Source organism: Psychrobacter glacincola (assembly GCF_965118485.1).
Lineage (GTDB): Bacteria > Pseudomonadota > Gammaproteobacteria > Pseudomonadales > Moraxellaceae > Psychrobacter > Psychrobacter glacincola_D.
The window spans coordinates 26,720-41,024 of record NZ_CBCPJH010000018.1; the positions used below are offsets into that span (position 1 = coordinate 26,720).

Annotated in this window: 14 protein-coding genes and 1 other RNA gene; 10 read left to right on the plus strand and 5 right to left on the minus strand. The window is 41.9% G+C overall.

Going from position 1 to position 14,305, the window contains the following annotated elements; translation table 11 throughout:
- Positions 1-58: 58 nt before the first annotated feature.
- Complete coding sequence (locus tag ACMHKH_RS08295; RefSeq protein ID WP_413520168.1) at positions 59-277, minus strand: hypothetical protein; 219 nt, start codon at positions 275-277, stop codon at positions 59-61.
- A gap of 29 nt (positions 278-306) precedes the next feature.
- Between ACMHKH_RS08295 and surE the strand changes: the two genes are divergently transcribed.
- The 3 genes from surE (at position 307) to ACMHKH_RS08310 (ending at position 3,460) form a co-directional block, all read left to right on the plus strand.
- Positions 307-1,104, plus strand: a complete 798-nt coding sequence (surE, locus tag ACMHKH_RS08300; RefSeq protein WP_413520169.1) for a 5'/3'-nucleotidase SurE — start codon at positions 307-309, stop codon at positions 1,102-1,104.
- A 139-nt stretch (positions 1,105-1,243) separates the two neighbouring features.
- Entirely contained in the window at positions 1,244-2,044 is an 801-nt protein-coding gene (locus tag ACMHKH_RS08305; RefSeq protein ID WP_413520170.1) for a LysM peptidoglycan-binding domain-containing M23 family metallopeptidase, read from the plus strand.
- Positions 2,045-2,155: 111 nt separating this feature from the next.
- A complete protein-coding gene (locus ACMHKH_RS08310; protein ID WP_413520171.1) occupies positions 2,156-3,460 on the plus strand; it encodes a lytic murein transglycosylase in 1,305 nt (434 codons plus the stop codon).
- Between the two features lie 137 nt (positions 3,461-3,597).
- Here ACMHKH_RS08310 and ACMHKH_RS08315 read toward each other — a convergent pair whose 3' ends face one another.
- Complete coding sequence (locus ACMHKH_RS08315) at positions 3,598-4,446, minus strand: UDP-2,3-diacylglucosamine diphosphatase (RefSeq protein WP_413520172.1); 849 nt, start codon at positions 4,444-4,446, stop codon at positions 3,598-3,600.
- A 28-nt stretch (positions 4,447-4,474) separates the two neighbouring features.
- A complete protein-coding gene (locus ACMHKH_RS08320) occupies positions 4,475-4,990 on the minus strand; it encodes a peptidylprolyl isomerase (protein WP_413520173.1) in 516 nt (171 codons plus the stop codon).
- A 402-nt stretch (positions 4,991-5,392) separates the two neighbouring features.
- Between ACMHKH_RS08320 and ACMHKH_RS08325 the strand changes: the two genes are divergently transcribed.
- The 6 genes from ACMHKH_RS08325 (at position 5,393) to ACMHKH_RS08350 (ending at position 12,411) form a co-directional block, all read left to right on the plus strand.
- Positions 5,393-7,132 (plus strand): glutamine--tRNA ligase/YqeY domain fusion protein, encoded by a 1,740-nt coding sequence (locus tag ACMHKH_RS08325; RefSeq protein ID WP_413520174.1) that lies wholly within the window; start codon positions 5,393-5,395, stop codon positions 7,130-7,132.
- 144 nt (positions 7,133-7,276) lie between these two features.
- A complete protein-coding gene (locus ACMHKH_RS08330; protein WP_413520175.1) occupies positions 7,277-8,032 on the plus strand; it encodes a phospholipase D family protein in 756 nt (251 codons plus the stop codon).
- Between the two features lie 43 nt (positions 8,033-8,075).
- A complete protein-coding gene (locus ACMHKH_RS08335) occupies positions 8,076-9,332 on the plus strand; it encodes a TerD family protein (RefSeq protein ID WP_413520176.1) in 1,257 nt (418 codons plus the stop codon).
- 303 nt (positions 9,333-9,635) lie between these two features.
- Positions 9,636-10,274: a peroxiredoxin gene (locus ACMHKH_RS08340; RefSeq protein ID WP_413520177.1), complete on the plus strand. Its 639-nt coding sequence runs from the start codon at positions 9,636-9,638 to the stop codon at positions 10,272-10,274.
- 308 nt (positions 10,275-10,582) lie between these two features.
- Positions 10,583-11,245 carry a glutathione S-transferase family protein gene (locus ACMHKH_RS08345; RefSeq protein WP_413520178.1) on the plus strand — a complete coding sequence of 221 codons (663 nt, stop codon included), beginning with the start codon at positions 10,583-10,585 and terminating at the stop codon, positions 11,243-11,245.
- A 254-nt stretch (positions 11,246-11,499) separates the two neighbouring features.
- Positions 11,500-12,411 carry an META domain-containing protein gene (locus tag ACMHKH_RS08350; RefSeq protein ID WP_413520179.1) on the plus strand — a complete coding sequence of 304 codons (912 nt, stop codon included), beginning with the start codon at positions 11,500-11,502 and terminating at the stop codon, positions 12,409-12,411.
- Positions 12,412-12,502: 91 nt separating this feature from the next.
- On the opposite strand, the gene ruvC is transcribed toward ACMHKH_RS08350, so the two are convergent.
- Positions 12,503-13,087 (minus strand): crossover junction endodeoxyribonuclease RuvC, encoded by a 585-nt coding sequence (ruvC, locus tag ACMHKH_RS08355; RefSeq protein WP_413520180.1) that lies wholly within the window; start codon positions 13,085-13,087, stop codon positions 12,503-12,505.
- 154 nt (positions 13,088-13,241) lie between these two features.
- On the opposite strand from ruvC, the gene ACMHKH_RS08360 reads away from it, so the two are divergent.
- Entirely contained in the window at positions 13,242-13,880 is a 639-nt protein-coding gene (locus tag ACMHKH_RS08360; RefSeq protein ID WP_413520181.1) for an FxsA family protein, read from the plus strand.
- A 137-nt stretch (positions 13,881-14,017) separates the two neighbouring features.
- Here ACMHKH_RS08360 and ssrS read toward each other — a convergent pair.
- A non-coding RNA gene (gene ssrS, locus ACMHKH_RS08365) (6S RNA) lies at positions 14,018-14,213 on the minus strand.
- Between the last annotated feature and the right edge of the window lie 92 nt (positions 14,214-14,305).

Here is a 14,305-nt window from a genome sequence, read left to right on the forward strand (position 1 = left end):
CCAAAAATTAAGGCTTTACTGTGGAAAAATTAGGACTGAGAACGAGCTGTTATTTGCTTTATGTAGAGATAGCAGGTTCGTGCCTATCTACAATTAGCGTATAATCGCCCAAAATAATCACCGCTGTACTATCTTTTAATAAATATAATACACCAGTATTAACGACCGATATCGCTTTGATTATCATGACTTTAAACAGAGTGGTTTTAATTGCGGCAGCATTGATTATAGCAAATTTACGACGACAACGCAGATAAGCAGACGAACGGTCATTCATAAATAGATTGGGTAAATATGAAAATTTTGATGAGTAATGATGATGGGGTTTATGCACCAGGGTTGCTGGCATTATATCAGGCACTATCCACTATTGCCGAGGTCATAGTAGTTGCACCAAATACTGAGCAAAGTGGCTGCGCCAGTGCGTTAAGTATCACCACGCCGTTACACATTCATCAATTGCCGTCTGGTTTTATGGGCGTCAATGGTACGCCGGCAGATTGTATTTACTTAGCATTAAATGAATTATATCCTGAGACCGATTTCGACTGTGTGATTACAGGGATTAATTCAGGGGCCAATCTTGGTCAAGATGTTCTATTTTCGGGTACCTTTGGAGCAGCATTAACCGCTCAATTACTGGGCGTCCCAGCTATTGCCACCTCATTAGCAGGTGGCGGAATAAAAGGTAGTGAGCAGGAATGTGAGCGTCATTATCAAATAGCAGCTAATGAGATTGTGAAATTATTAACAGAAACGTCTATATTGAATATTTGCAAAAATTTGCCCTATCACGTATTAAACGTTAATATTCCTGATGTGAGTGATGCTGATAATATTAAAGGTCGCAAAATCACAACTTTGGGGCACAATCAAATCGCGCGCCCTGTGCATCATGTGGTTGATCCACGCGGGCGAGATGCGTATTGGTTGTCGCTACGCAAGCGTCAGGATGTATTGGCAGATGATGTTGATGCTCAAGAAACTATAATCAATATGACCGATGATCAAGCGGTTGCTGCAGGTTATATTAGTCTATCGCCTGTGCGCTTGCATCATACCCCAGTCGCCGCACTTGATAAGCTCTCAGCGTTAGTGCTGTAAACTGAATCGAATACTGATAATGGCAGCTAAAATCGGTAAACACTTAAATAGCTAAACACTTAAACGGTATAACAATTAGCAAAATGCTTGTGAATAACACAAGGAGTTTGTGCATAATACAAAGAATAGGAAATCTTGTATGAAGAAGCTTATTGCTGGATCACGCTTTATGACGATGGCATTGATGGGTACGATGGCCGTTGCTACCGTCACGATGGTAGGTTGCGCCACTAAACCCACTTACCAATCAACCAATCAAGCGGGACCGAAAATTATCACCAATAATCAAGGCGTGCCCAATTATCATCGCGTGCAGCGCGGCGATACAGTCAGTCAGGTGGCGGCGCGCTATAATCTTAATTACCGTCAAATTGGTTCACTGAATGGCTTAGACAGTAAGTACACCATTTATAGTGGTCAATGGCTAAAACTATGGCAAGGTGAGCCAGCACGCGCGAATAACAATAACTACAATACTCAATCAGCACCAGCGCAACCTACTTATATACCGCCTGTGACCAGTACGCCTAGCTATTCGCAAAACCCTGTTTATGAAGTGACTGAAAATGCAGCCTCAGGCTACGAGTATCCTACTCGCAACCAAATAACCCGCAACTTTGATGCGGCATCTAGCACGATGGGCATGTGGTTTGCTGGTAACGTTGGTGATCCAGTGCAGGCAAGCCAAGCAGGTACCGTTCTTTATTCGGGTAATGGTCTGCCAGAGTATGGTAATCTGATTATGATTCGCCATAGTGACAATTATATCACCGCTTATGCGCATAACAGCCAGCTGCTAGTGAAAGAGGGTGATAGCGTGCAACGTGGTCAACGTATTGCCAATATGGGCAATAGTGGTCAAACCAACCAAGTAGGACTGGAGTTTCAAGTACGCTTAAACGGTAATCCTATCGATCCAAGAGCGGTATTAGGGCGTTAAAAATCTTTATGGCTTGGCTATTACAGATAATACGCTGAGCCAATCTTGTCACACTACTGCATGGTGACATGGCTGCATTGCTCCCTTACTTATAGATACTTGAGACCTTCTATGCGATTAAATAAACACTATCTTGCTTTTTTCCCTGCCTTAGTTATGGTTGGCTGTACCAGTCAGCAGGCGATGCAGCAGCCTAATAAGCCAGTTCGCCAAGGTAATGTGCAAATTACCCAGACCCAAACCATTCAAGTAAAGCCAGCTCCCGCACCGGTTATTAAACCGACGCCCGTTGCCAAGCCAAGCTACAACAGCTTCTCTGATTGGAAGTCTGATTTTTCTATGCGGGCGATTTCAGCAGGGCACGATGCATCAACCGTTCGTCGTTTACTTGATTCTGCTTATTTAAATCAGCAAGTTATCTCGCTTGATTCAGGACAACCAGAATTCTCTAAAATGCCGTGGGAATATGTTGATTCTGCAGTATCAGATGGTCGCGTAAGTACTGGTAAGCGTAAGTTCGCCGAACAACGCACGTATTTATCACAGTTACAATCACAGTATGGCGTCAATGCCGAAATCGTTGCTGCGATTTGGGGCATGGAGTCGTCATATGGTGTGGTGACAGGTAATAGCAGTCTACCAAGCTCGCTTGCCAGCCTTGCCTATGATGGTCGCCGTCAAGAATTTGCTGAAACGCAGTTATTGTCATTAGCGACGCTACTACAGCGCGGTGATGTCTCTTGGTCGCAGCTCGACGGCTCTTGGGCAGGTGGTATGGGGCAGACGCAGTTTATCCCTGATACCTGGCTTAAACATGGCGTTGACGGCGATGGTAATGGACATCGCAATCCATGGGCAACGGGTGATGCTCTGGCGTCTACTGCTAACTATCTGAGCAATTCAGGTTGGGTACGTGGTTTAGCGCCGTTTTATGAAGCGACTATTCCATCATCATTCGATTATTCGACCGTTGGTACCAAGCAAACGGCTGCTAGATGGGCGTCTATGGGCGTTGATACCATAGCTGATGTATCCTTGGATGGTAATACTCAAATGGAATTATGGCTGCCTGCTGGTAAAGACGGTCCAGTACTGCTACTCAGTCCAAACTTTGATGTGATAAAGGTATATAACAACTCATCAAGCTACGCCCTTGGTGTCAGCTTATTGGGTAAAGCGCTTGCCGGCCAAGGTGGTTTACAAAAGTCATGGCCACGTTATGAGCGTCCGTTATCAACGTCGCAAGTACGTAATTTGCAACAGCGTTTGACAAGCTCAGGCTATGATACAAAAGGCTCTGATGGTATCGTAGGTACCAATACTCGCAATGCGTTTCAGCGCTGGCAAGCAGCCAACGGTCAGACGCCAGATGGCTTTATTACTCAGCGTAGCGCGTCTTCGTTGGCGGGGTGGTGAGATAGAGTAAAGTCACTATTTTTGGACAATCGTTATTTTCAAAGGTTGTTTAAAAATAATGATACTAATACATAAAAAAACTCCGTTAATGACGGAGTTTTTTTATTATACGAGAATAACGGTAGCAGTTTAGATGTTTAGATAAGCATGCTAAATTCAAACAACTCAAATTCAGCACTATCAGCCATAATATCTTCATCTATGTTTGCTGTAATCGCACCAATAACAGCGCTCACTTTAGGTTGGTGCGTTTCCTTATCAAGTAATCGCCAATCACCAAGAACATAGCGAGTTTTACCCTCATTACTTTGGTGGATTTCAGGACGATGGGTGTGACCATGTAATAGAGCATCAAATTGATAAATAGCTTCGTTCACTGCCATTTCGTTGACGTCCATGATATGCGCCGCTTTATTGGCATTATTCTGCTGACTTTTTTGCCGCATATTGTCAGCAATCGCCAAGCGCTTTTCTAATGATTTGTTAAGAAGGTACCACTGAGTGAAACGGTTGCGCATGACTTTACGAAAAAACTGATATTTTTTATCGTCAGTACAGAGCGCGTCGCCGTGCTCTAAGCGATATTTCTGTTGCCCAACTGATAAAGTATAAGGCTCATAAATCAGCTCGCCACCGAATATATTACAAAATGGCTGCCCTAATAAAAAATCACGGTTGCCATGCATAACCAAAATTTCACAGCCAGCTATGCGTATTTTTTTTAATTTAGTTATAAGCGGCGTCAGCCAATGCGTTTGCCTTTGTTCTTCTGATAAAGACAAATAAAAATCATCACCAAGCCACACCTCAAACCAATCGCCTAAGATAAATAAACGTTTAAGCGCAGGCAAAGCAAGGCAATCATCAAGCAGCGCCAAAAAAGCCTGCACTAAGGCAGGCTCTTCAGGCGATAAATGCAAATCGCTAATCAAAACTTGCCGTACCTCATGAGGGCGGGTCGTTATTAAATGATTAAAACTTTGCATTTATCTTTATCCTCATACTGAATAACGATTATTGAGAAATAATAGTTGCTGATTTGATAATAACTGGCTCTGTTGGTACATCTGCATGCATACCAAAACGACCGGTTGGAACGCCTTTCATTTTTTCGATTACATCCATACCGCTTGTTACTTTACCGAATACAGTATAACCCCAACCTTGCATGTTTTTGCCAGAATGGTTTAAGAAGTCGTTGTCTTTTACGTTAATAAAAAACTGGCTGGTCGCTGAATGTGGGTCTTGCGTACGCGCCATCGCAATTGTACCAGCATCATTTTTTAGACCGTTGTCAGCTTCGTTTTCTACTGGCTTATTGGTGGCTTTTTCATTCATGTCAGCGTCCATTCCGCCGCCTTGAATCATAAAGCCATCAATGATGCGATGGAAAATCGTGCTGTCATAATGACCAGATTTTACATAGTTTAAAAAGTTTTCAACGGTTTTTGGTGCTTTTTCTTCGTTGAGTTCGATGGTGATTGCACCCATACTGGTGTCAAGTTCTACTACTGGTGGCATGTCTACCATGGGGTATTCCTTTTTGATTGCAGCGCCTAAAATGGCACTGTTAAGTGGTGGAGATAAAGTTGCTGGATAAAAAGTTATGGCTAGTCTAACGGCTTTTTTATCCTGTGTCATGTATCAGGCTGTTAATGCCTTTGCAAAAGCTGATAGAATAACGCAACTTTACCCATTTCTAAACGATTTTGACAAAAAATCATCATCGCTTGGCAGTTATAAGCCACTGTTTTTATGACTCAATTTTTTGTGAACCGAATTTTTATAACACAAGTTTTTGTAATTCAGCTTAAATTTAATAACTGAGGCTGGTTTTACGATATTGTTTTATCCGATTAGATATTTTGAATTGTCCATGAGGCGTGATGGCACGTCGCATGAATTGACCATTTGCGTTAGGAGCAATGCCCGATGAGTGAGCACTCAAACAACCCTGTACAAAAAGACGAGCAAAAGAATGACTTTATTCGTAATATGATTCGTGAAGATGTTAGCGCGCAAAAATACCAACAAATCGTCACGCGTTTCCCACCTGAGCCAAATGGTTACTTGCATTTGGGTCATGTTAAATCTATCTGTTTAAATTTTGGCGTGGCGGAAGAGTTCGATGGTATCTGTAATTTGCGTTTTGATGACACTAACCCAACGGCAGAAAAGCAAGATTATATTGATAACATCAAAAATGATGTGAAATGGTTGGGCTTTGAGTGGGCAGGAGAAGCATACCATGCGTCAGGCTATTTCGACCAACTGCATGCTTGGGCAATTCAGCTTATCAAACAAAGTGATGCTTATGTAGATTTGCAATCACCTGAGCAAATCAAAGAAAGTCGTGGTTCGTTTAAAGAGGCAGGCACGGCGTCACCACATCGTGATGCCAGCGTTGAAGAAAACTTACAGCTTTTTGATGATATGAAAAATGGCAAATACGCTGAAGGTAAAGCGACATTGCGCGCCAAAATAGATATGGCAAGTCCAAACATGAACATGCGTGATCCAGTTATCTACCGTATCATGCATCAAGCACATCATCAAACGGGCGATAAATGGTGCATTTATCCGATGTACGATTTTGCGCATCCGCTCTCTGATGCGCTTGAAGGTATTACCCATTCGCTATGTACGTTAGAATTTGAAGACCATCGCCCATTTTATGATTGGGCGGTAGAAAAAGTTGGCTTTGAACAACCGCCACATCAGTATGAGTTCTCGCGTCTAAATGTTGACCATACGATGACAAGTAAGCGCAAGTTAAAGCAACTGGTTGATGAAGATATCGTCAGTGGTTGGGATGATCCACGTATGCCGACGATTGCGGGTATGCGTCGCCGTGGTTATACGCCAGAAGGCTTACGAGATTTCTGCGAGCGTGTCGGTGTGACCAAAGTAGACAGTGTTGTCGATTTTCGTTTGTTAGAATTTAGTATTCGTCAGTCATTAGAAACGACGACTGCGCGTGGTATGGCAGTACTTAAGCCATTAAAAGTAACGATTACCAACTTTGCCGATGCTGTCAGCAGCTGGGAAACTGAAAAAGCGGATAGAGTGAATGCGCGTTTTGATGATGAGTCGCAGACGCTATGGTTAACGCAGCCAAACCATCCGAATGTCGATATGGGCGAGCGCGAGATTCCTTTCACTGAAACCTTGTATATCGACCAAGGTGATTACGAGATTGAGCCGCCAGCAGGTTATAAGCGTTTATCACCAGAAAAAAATGAGATTCGTCTGCGTAATACCTATGTATTAGCAGTGACTGAGCATATCCTAGATGACGCTGGCAATGTGGTTGAGCTAAAAGCAACGATTGATTCGGCGACACTGGGCAACAATCCTGAAGGTCGTAAGGTTAAAGGCGTCATTCATTGGGTATCAGCCAGCCAAGGCGTGCCCGCAACCGTGCGTATGTATGAGCAGTTATTTAGCGCTGAAGACCCAAGTAGCGTCGCTGACGTCCATCAAGCACTAAATCCTAACTCGTTGACTGAGCTAGAAGCAGTGGTTGAGCCATCGCTTGCTAATGCCGATGCTGGCACGCGTTTCCAGTTTGAGCGTGAAGGTTACTTTATCTCTGATAGTGAAGATCATAGTAGCGATAAGCCCGTCTTTAATCAAATCGTGAGCCTACGTGATAGCTATAAACCTGCTTAATTGATAAAGATTGCTGCCGCTAATGTTTATTTAAGCTATTACTGAACAATAGTAGTTTGCAAGCTTGCCCATTTCTAGTACGCTAGGGATGGGCTTTTTTGTGAATAAGTATAAATTTTAATCGTAAGGTTTAAGGGTGCAATCATGGCAAAGTTTTTGAACAGTAGCGGTACGACTTATCATTTGGAAGAATTGATTAAAAATGCGTCTGATAGGCTGATTATTATTAGCCCTTATCTCAAACTAAATGATCGTATTAAAGAGCTGTTAGAAGATCGAAATCGCTTAAAAATTGATATCCGTATCGTTTATGGCAAAAATGATTTACAACCTGAAGAAATCAACTGGCTCAAAAATCTGACTTTTATTCGTACCAGCTTTTGCAAAAATCTCCATGCGAAATGCTACTTGAACGAAAATGAGTGCATTATTACCAGCTTAAATCTTTATGAATTTAGCCAGGTGAATAATAATGAAATGGGCGTGCTGATTTACCGTAATGAAGATGCCAAACTTTATGCCGATACTTATGAAGAAGCCCAGCGCATTATTCGTATTAGTGACGAAGTCAGAATGTCACTTGAAAAAATAGTTGAAACCAATAATAGTGTTGATAACAACCTCAGTTCTGAGAGTGCTTCTCAAGTCTCCACTACAACTAATTCTACTAAACCTACAGAGGCAGCAACGCCTAATTATTCAAAGCTAACAACGGCGAAGCTTGCCAAAGAATTGGGTTTTAAGACGCAAGAATTAAACGATAAATTACTGGCAGTGGGGTACTTACAAGAGCAAGAAGGGGAGCTGTTATTAACAGACGCTGGACGTGCCGCAGGTGGTACTAGTAAGCGCGGTAAATTTGGCGAGTTTTGTCTGTGGGATTCAGGAATGGTCGTTTAATCACCATATAAATTGATAATAAGTCATTACTAGGACAATAATAATGCTAAATCTAATTATGGGGCAAAAAGCCAAGTTCACGGATATTGGTATTGCGCAGCAGTTTACATTGAGTGCACAGTTGACAGCAAATGCCACCGTTATCGATGTGGCTTGCTTTGGTTTAGATGGGCAGCAGCAATTGATAAATGATGATTATATGACTTTTTATAATCAGCCAAGAACGCCGTGTGGCGCTATCAGTTGGCAGTCGACAGCGACTCAGCAGCGCTTTGGTATTGATCTTGGTAAATTACCAGATTCCGTAGATTATTTGGTGTTGACGGCGACTATTGACGGTCAATCGACGATGCGAGAACTTGGTACTAGTAGTGTGACGTTAGAGCAAGCAGGGCAGATATTAGCAACTTATCAATTTGATGGCAGTGCATTTGATAGTGAGCGCGCCATTATGCTATTACAAGTTTATCGTAAAAACGATGTCTGGCGTATTAATGCTATTGGACAAGGTTTTAATGGTGGCTTGAGTGCTTTGGTCACTCATTTTGGTGGTGAAGTGGCTGACGATGAGGCAACAGACAAGCAGTTAGAAGAAAACAAATCACAGAATGATTCTGCCAATAATCCAAATAGTCCATCAACCTCTCAGCCTTTTAATCTAAAAAAAGTAACGCTTGATAAACCGGGTAGCGAACATCGAATCAATCTTACTAAAGGTGGCAACGATCACTTAGTAGTAGAAGCCATATGGACAGACAATGGCGATGCCAGTGCCAATAATGATGATTTGGATTTGCGCGTCGGCATACTTGCGAACAACAGCAAAGATATGAGCTATATTCATGCGCCAGAGCAGATTGGCAGTTTGATGACTATGCCTTACTTACAGCATCAAGGTGATATAAAGGTTGCCAGCATCAATGAGCCAGGCAAAGAAACGGTTTTGGTCAATCCTGATATCGCTAAGCATTATGGTGGTAAAGTTGCACTGGTATTCTCAGTCTATTCTGCGGTATCAAACGGTGCCGTTTCTATTGCCTCACTACAGCCTAAAATGCGCATGAAGTATCAGGATCAGGTGATAGAGTGTGTCTTTAATATCAAAGCATCTCCTAAAGCTAAAAGCAGTTTCGTTTATACCTATGTGATTGGTATCGCGATTATAGATGAAGATGGGATTACCTTGCAGCATTCAGGAGAGACGAGCAAACGTGGCAGCGAAGCGACACCCAAGCTGACATGGAAAGGGGATAAAGTGGGATTAACAATCGATGGTGCAGCCATGTTTAAGCTGAGCTAATATAAGTGGCTGATTAAAGTGTATGTATTGATCCATGCTGTAGACTATTAATATAGTCATAACATAAGCTACTTAATTACTTCTTACTTAATTATTGTACTTAGTCTTCTTAAACCAAAATGGAATAACCGAATTACAATCCATCACAAGACATTCATAACCAGTTTGCTAAGATAGAATAGAGTTTTTGCTGACGCGCTTTGAGTTATTGTGTAGTATTGACTGAGCACGTTCAATAATAATAGAGCGCATGGATACTTTTAGATCATAGCGTTCATTACTAACATAAATAAGGAATTAAGCATGGCACATTTACGTTTAGGCGATAACGCACCGAATTTTGACGCGAGCACGACAGATGGTGATATTAATTTTTATGATTGGGCAGGCGACAGCTGGGTAGTTTTCTTCTCACATCCTGCCGATTTTACTCCAGTATGTACCACTGAGCTTGGTCGCGCAGCGGCACTAAATGGCGAGTTCCAAAAGCGTAATGTCAAGCCAATCTGCATCTCAGTTGACGGCTTAGATGATCACCATGCGTGGGCAAAAGATATTGGTGAGACCCAAGGTACTGAGCTAAACTTCCCAATCATCGCTGACCCTAATAAAGAGGTGGCGAATCTTTATGACATGCTGCATCCTAATGCAAGCACCACTGCAACGGTTAGAAGTGTCTTTATTATTGACCCTAAAAAGAAAGTGCGCTTAATTCTGACGTATCCAGCCAGCTGTGGTCGTAACTTTGATGAAATCATCCGCGTGATTGATGCATTGCAATTGTCAGATGAGTATAATATTGCAACGCCAGTAGATTGGAAAGATGGTGACGACGTGATCATTCCACCAAGTGTTAAAAATGAAGATATTGCCGCAAATTATCCTAAAGGTCATACGGAAATTAAGCCGTATCTGCGTACTACGCCAGCGCCTAATAAATAATAATCTTGAGTTCATGATTTTGATTGAATTCTAATTAAAAAAGCCTCATAGCTTGATGGTATGAGGCTTTTTGCTGTTCAGTTCTCTTTTATTATTATCATGTAACTTGTTATCAGCTCTGCAAGCTACAGCATAAGCTCAAGAAGGCTTTGCTATGATAAGCAGAGTAGGCTATAACTATGATATAGAGTATTAATGCTCGTATTCTATATTCCATACATAGCATCCAATGCCGAGAGTAAAAGCTCACCATAATAAAATATAGCAGCACAAAGTCGCTTTTTAATTCATCTTACAAGGAGTTTGTCATGAAAAAACTATACGTAACTCGTACTGCACCCAATCCACGTAAAGCGCTTATCTTATTGGCATCAAAAGGTATTGATGTAGACAATATAGATGACCTCGATGTGGTCGATATTGACTTTGCTACCAATGAGCAGATGTCAGAGGCATTTACCAAAATAAATCCTATGCAAACCGTACCGGTGCTGACATTGGATGATGGAACGGTACTTAATGACTCGCAAGCCGTCTGTGAGTATCTAGACCGTGTTTATGGTGAGCGCTCGGTAATGGGCAACGATGTGGTACAGCGTGCGCAAGTGTGCTCTATTCGCCGTATTGCTGAGTTTGAGGTGTTATATAACTTCATGCTTGCCTTTCAGCACAGCCATCCATCAAAAGCACAGCGGGTTGAACAAGTACCAGAGTTTGTCGCACCGTCTATCGCTCGCGCCATAAAAGCATTACCCTATTTTGAAAATGCTTTAAAAGGTCATGATTACTTAGTGGGTGATCAAATGAGCTTTGCCGATATCGTCTTATATTTGGGTTTAGATTTTGGCAAAATACTTAAGGTTAATCCAAATGAGCAAGGCGAAAATTTGGCGCGTTTTTATCAAATGATGAATGAGCGTTTTAGCATCAAAAATATGGCAAAAGCCAAGCCTGTTCATATGGATGATTAGGACGCTAAGTGATTAGTATAAATTAACAGCCTTGCATCATTAAAGAAACCTTTAATGATGCAAGGCTGTTTTTGCTAACGTCTATACTAAAAATAAAGAATACATATATTTGGAATTTACTATGAATCTATAAAAATAAACACTTCGTTACAACGCTAGCAGTCATGGGCGTTATAGTGGTCAAATTATTAAGCAATTTAAAAACTTTGATAAACACTATACGACAGACTATACGATTGTAAGGTATGATTTTCATGACACTATCTTTTAAATCCGCCCTATTGCCAAGTATGCTTGCTATAAGTCTGGCATTAGCTGGTTGTCAAGACTCTGCTGATTCAACTGATAATAATATTGAGACGGCTAATGCTACTACTGCTGATTTAGAAAATGAGAATACGACGTTAGATAAGGCGGGTAAGATGAGTGCTGAAGAGCAAATGATTGCCAATATTACGCGTTATCGTTGGACACTTACGTCAGCTGTCAGCAAAGATGATAAGCCATTAGCGGTATTGACGGATGTGAAAGACCAAATACGCCTGTCATTCAACCAAAATCATGATGACAATGCTTTAAGCTATACGGTTGGCTGTAATACCATCAGCGCTGAGTATGAATTAAAAGACTCAACGTTGGCTATCGAAGATGGCATGAGTACCAAGATGTCTTGTGGCGATCTAGATAAAGCAGAAAATGCACTGATGCAATTGATGCAAGGCGACAGTCAGTTAATCTTGGTCAAGGATGTCGAGTCTAAAGATAACAGCTTAGGCGATGCCCCACTGCTAACGCAAATTACCAGTAATAGTGATACCTTGGTATGGAAGGGTCGGCTAACGCCACAAGCAAAATACAATAGTAAAGGCGAAACCTTGTTTTGGGCAGTTAACGCTAAAATGGTGCCCTGTGCAGCCGGTAGCTCAGAAATGTGCTTGCAAGTAAAACCGATTACTTATGATGATCAAGGTATTAAAACCAGTGAAGGCGAGTGGTCAGCATTTAATGGTGAGATAGAAGGTTATCAATATGATGGCAAGCATAACGAAGTACTAAGAATACAACGTTACTCGCTAAATAACAGCGATGCGGCAGAGGAAAGCTCATCAATAGAAGAGTACGCTTATGTACTGGACGCAGTTATTGAAAGCTCAGTGGTCGAATAGAGCCGGATATTTCTTTTCAAATATATAAATTAAATAGTGAAGATAAAAAACACGCGCCTTTTCAGACGCGTGTTTTTTTTATTATAGCTTTTTAACGTAAATTGCCTAAATCTTCTTCAGTTAAACGCCAACGACCCTTTTTCTTAGAAGCACCGCGCCCGCGCATGGAGCTATTGAGCAGCAGTTTGTTCATCGAATGACTTGAGTGCGCGTGGCAGATAGCGCAGGCAAGACCGTCTGCTGCATCTTGCTGCGGGACAAAATCCAAAGTTAATATGCGGCAAACCATCTCTTGTACTTGCTCTTTCGCTGCCGCTCCATAACCGCAGACTGCTTGTTTGATTTGACGGGCGGTATATTCTGATACTTCCAAATCCAGTGCGACCATCGCTGCGATAGCGGCACCGCGTGCTTGCCCAAGCTTCAGTGCTGAGTCAGGATTCTCTGCCATAAATACTTGTTCAATTGCTGTATAAATTGGCTCATCTGCATATTTCAGATGATGCTGGGTGATACGCGTCAAGCCGTTAAAAATACGTTTTAGGCGTTCAGGCATCTCTTTGGTATCGGTACGAATAGTACCTGAATCAATATAGGTGAGCTTATCGCCCGTTTGTCGCAGGATTCCATAGCCGGTCATGCGTGACCCCGGATCAATCCCAATAATAATTGCCATAGATGTTCCATCTTACTTACATTTTGTTTTATGACTTAAAAATCAGCCGTAAGTTTGATAGTATAGCAATCAATCCCCATATACATCATATGTTAGCCATTTTAAGTTGCATGGCGCTTAATTTATTGATTTTTATTTTATAGGACGACGCTTTATGGGTCAGATAGTTGGTATTGCCATCGTATGGTTTATTATTGAGATGCTGCTTTGGTATTTGCTTGCTCAATTTACGAGTGGCTGGTTGGTGTTTATGTGGTTTATTATCGCCGCCGTTATCGGTATCGCGCTGCTACGTAAAGGCATGGCCGCTCTCAATCCTATGGCACAGCAGATGAAAGCTGGCGGTATGATGAATCCTGCGATGCGTCCACAAGAATCCACCATGATTAAAAGTGTTGCCATGGCAGCCGCAGGTATTTTATTACTCATTCCCGGTGTGCTTAGTGATTTATTAGCATTACTGGTGATATTGCCGCCCGTGCAGAAAAAGCTCAAAGACTTTGCCAATAATTACGTCATGAACAATCAGCAAAAAATGATGGAAATGATGGCAAAGCAGATGGGTGGACAAATGGGCGGCGGACAGAATCCATTCGGCGGTGCTGGTGGTATGGGCGGCATGAGTGGTCAAAACCCGTTTGGCGGCGCAGGTGGTATGAATAATCAAAATCCATTTGGCCAGCAACAAAGCCCGTTTGGTAATGTATTTAAGCAGCATACAACGGTTGATGGGACGGCAAAAACCGTTCCCAAAGATGTAAAGAAAATTACCAAATCTGCCAATGATGAATAACTGTATCATAGATAAATAAGAAGGTAATCAAGCATAAAAAAAGCCCCTTTCATCAATGACAAAAGGGGCTTTTTAGTAGTTATCGCTCTTACTTATAAATTTCTTGTACTTATAAATAAAAAAGCGACTGACTGAATATAACAACCGAAGTGCCGCCGTAAGATGGTGACCCATGAACCGTGAAGTTCAGGGCGGATGCGTCACTACCTCGGCAGGTTTCCTGAGACACCGCAAGCGGTGCAGGCATACACAATGAAGCAGTAGGTACCACATCCTGGTAAAGCATTATCGGCTCAGGGAATAAACATCTACTAGCCAACACTTCAGAATATAATTATCTTAACTAATGGCTTGAGTGATTGCAAGTAGGAATTACAGATTACTACGTGGCGTTGATAATTGGCATTGTTTTGATAAAACACTCA

Excerpts from the sequence above, each read along its gene's own strand:
- ACMHKH_RS08295 (WP_413520168.1), bottom strand. The coding sequence starts at position 277 with ATGAATGACCGTTCGTCTGCTTATCTGCGTTGTCGTCGTAAATTTGCT.
- surE (WP_413520169.1), top strand. The coding sequence starts at position 307 with ATGAGTAATGATGATGGGGTTTATGCACCAGGGTTGCTGGCATTATAT.
- ACMHKH_RS08305 (WP_413520170.1), top strand. The coding sequence starts at position 1,244 with ATGAAGAAGCTTATTGCTGGATCACGCTTTATGACGATGGCATTGATG.
- ACMHKH_RS08310 (WP_413520171.1), top strand. The coding sequence starts at position 2,156 with ATGCGATTAAATAAACACTATCTTGCTTTTTTCCCTGCCTTAGTTATG.
- ACMHKH_RS08315 (WP_413520172.1), bottom strand. The coding sequence starts at position 4,446 with ATGCAAAGTTTTAATCATTTAATAACGACCCGCCCTCATGAGGTACGG.
- ACMHKH_RS08320 (WP_413520173.1), bottom strand. The coding sequence starts at position 4,990 with ATGGTAGACATGCCACCAGTAGTAGAACTTGACACCAGTATGGGTGCA.
- ACMHKH_RS08325 (WP_413520174.1), top strand. The coding sequence starts at position 5,393 with ATGAGTGAGCACTCAAACAACCCTGTACAAAAAGACGAGCAAAAGAAT.
- ACMHKH_RS08330 (WP_413520175.1), top strand. The coding sequence starts at position 7,277 with ATGGCAAAGTTTTTGAACAGTAGCGGTACGACTTATCATTTGGAAGAA.
- ACMHKH_RS08335 (WP_413520176.1), top strand. The coding sequence starts at position 8,076 with ATGCTAAATCTAATTATGGGGCAAAAAGCCAAGTTCACGGATATTGGT.
- ACMHKH_RS08340 (WP_413520177.1), top strand. The coding sequence starts at position 9,636 with ATGGCACATTTACGTTTAGGCGATAACGCACCGAATTTTGACGCGAGC.
- ACMHKH_RS08345 (WP_413520178.1), top strand. The coding sequence starts at position 10,583 with ATGAAAAAACTATACGTAACTCGTACTGCACCCAATCCACGTAAAGCG.
- ACMHKH_RS08350 (WP_413520179.1), top strand. The coding sequence starts at position 11,500 with ATGACACTATCTTTTAAATCCGCCCTATTGCCAAGTATGCTTGCTATA.
- ruvC (WP_413520180.1), bottom strand. The coding sequence starts at position 13,087 with ATGGCAATTATTATTGGGATTGATCCGGGGTCACGCATGACCGGCTAT.
- ACMHKH_RS08360 (WP_413520181.1), top strand. The coding sequence starts at position 13,242 with ATGGGTCAGATAGTTGGTATTGCCATCGTATGGTTTATTATTGAGATG.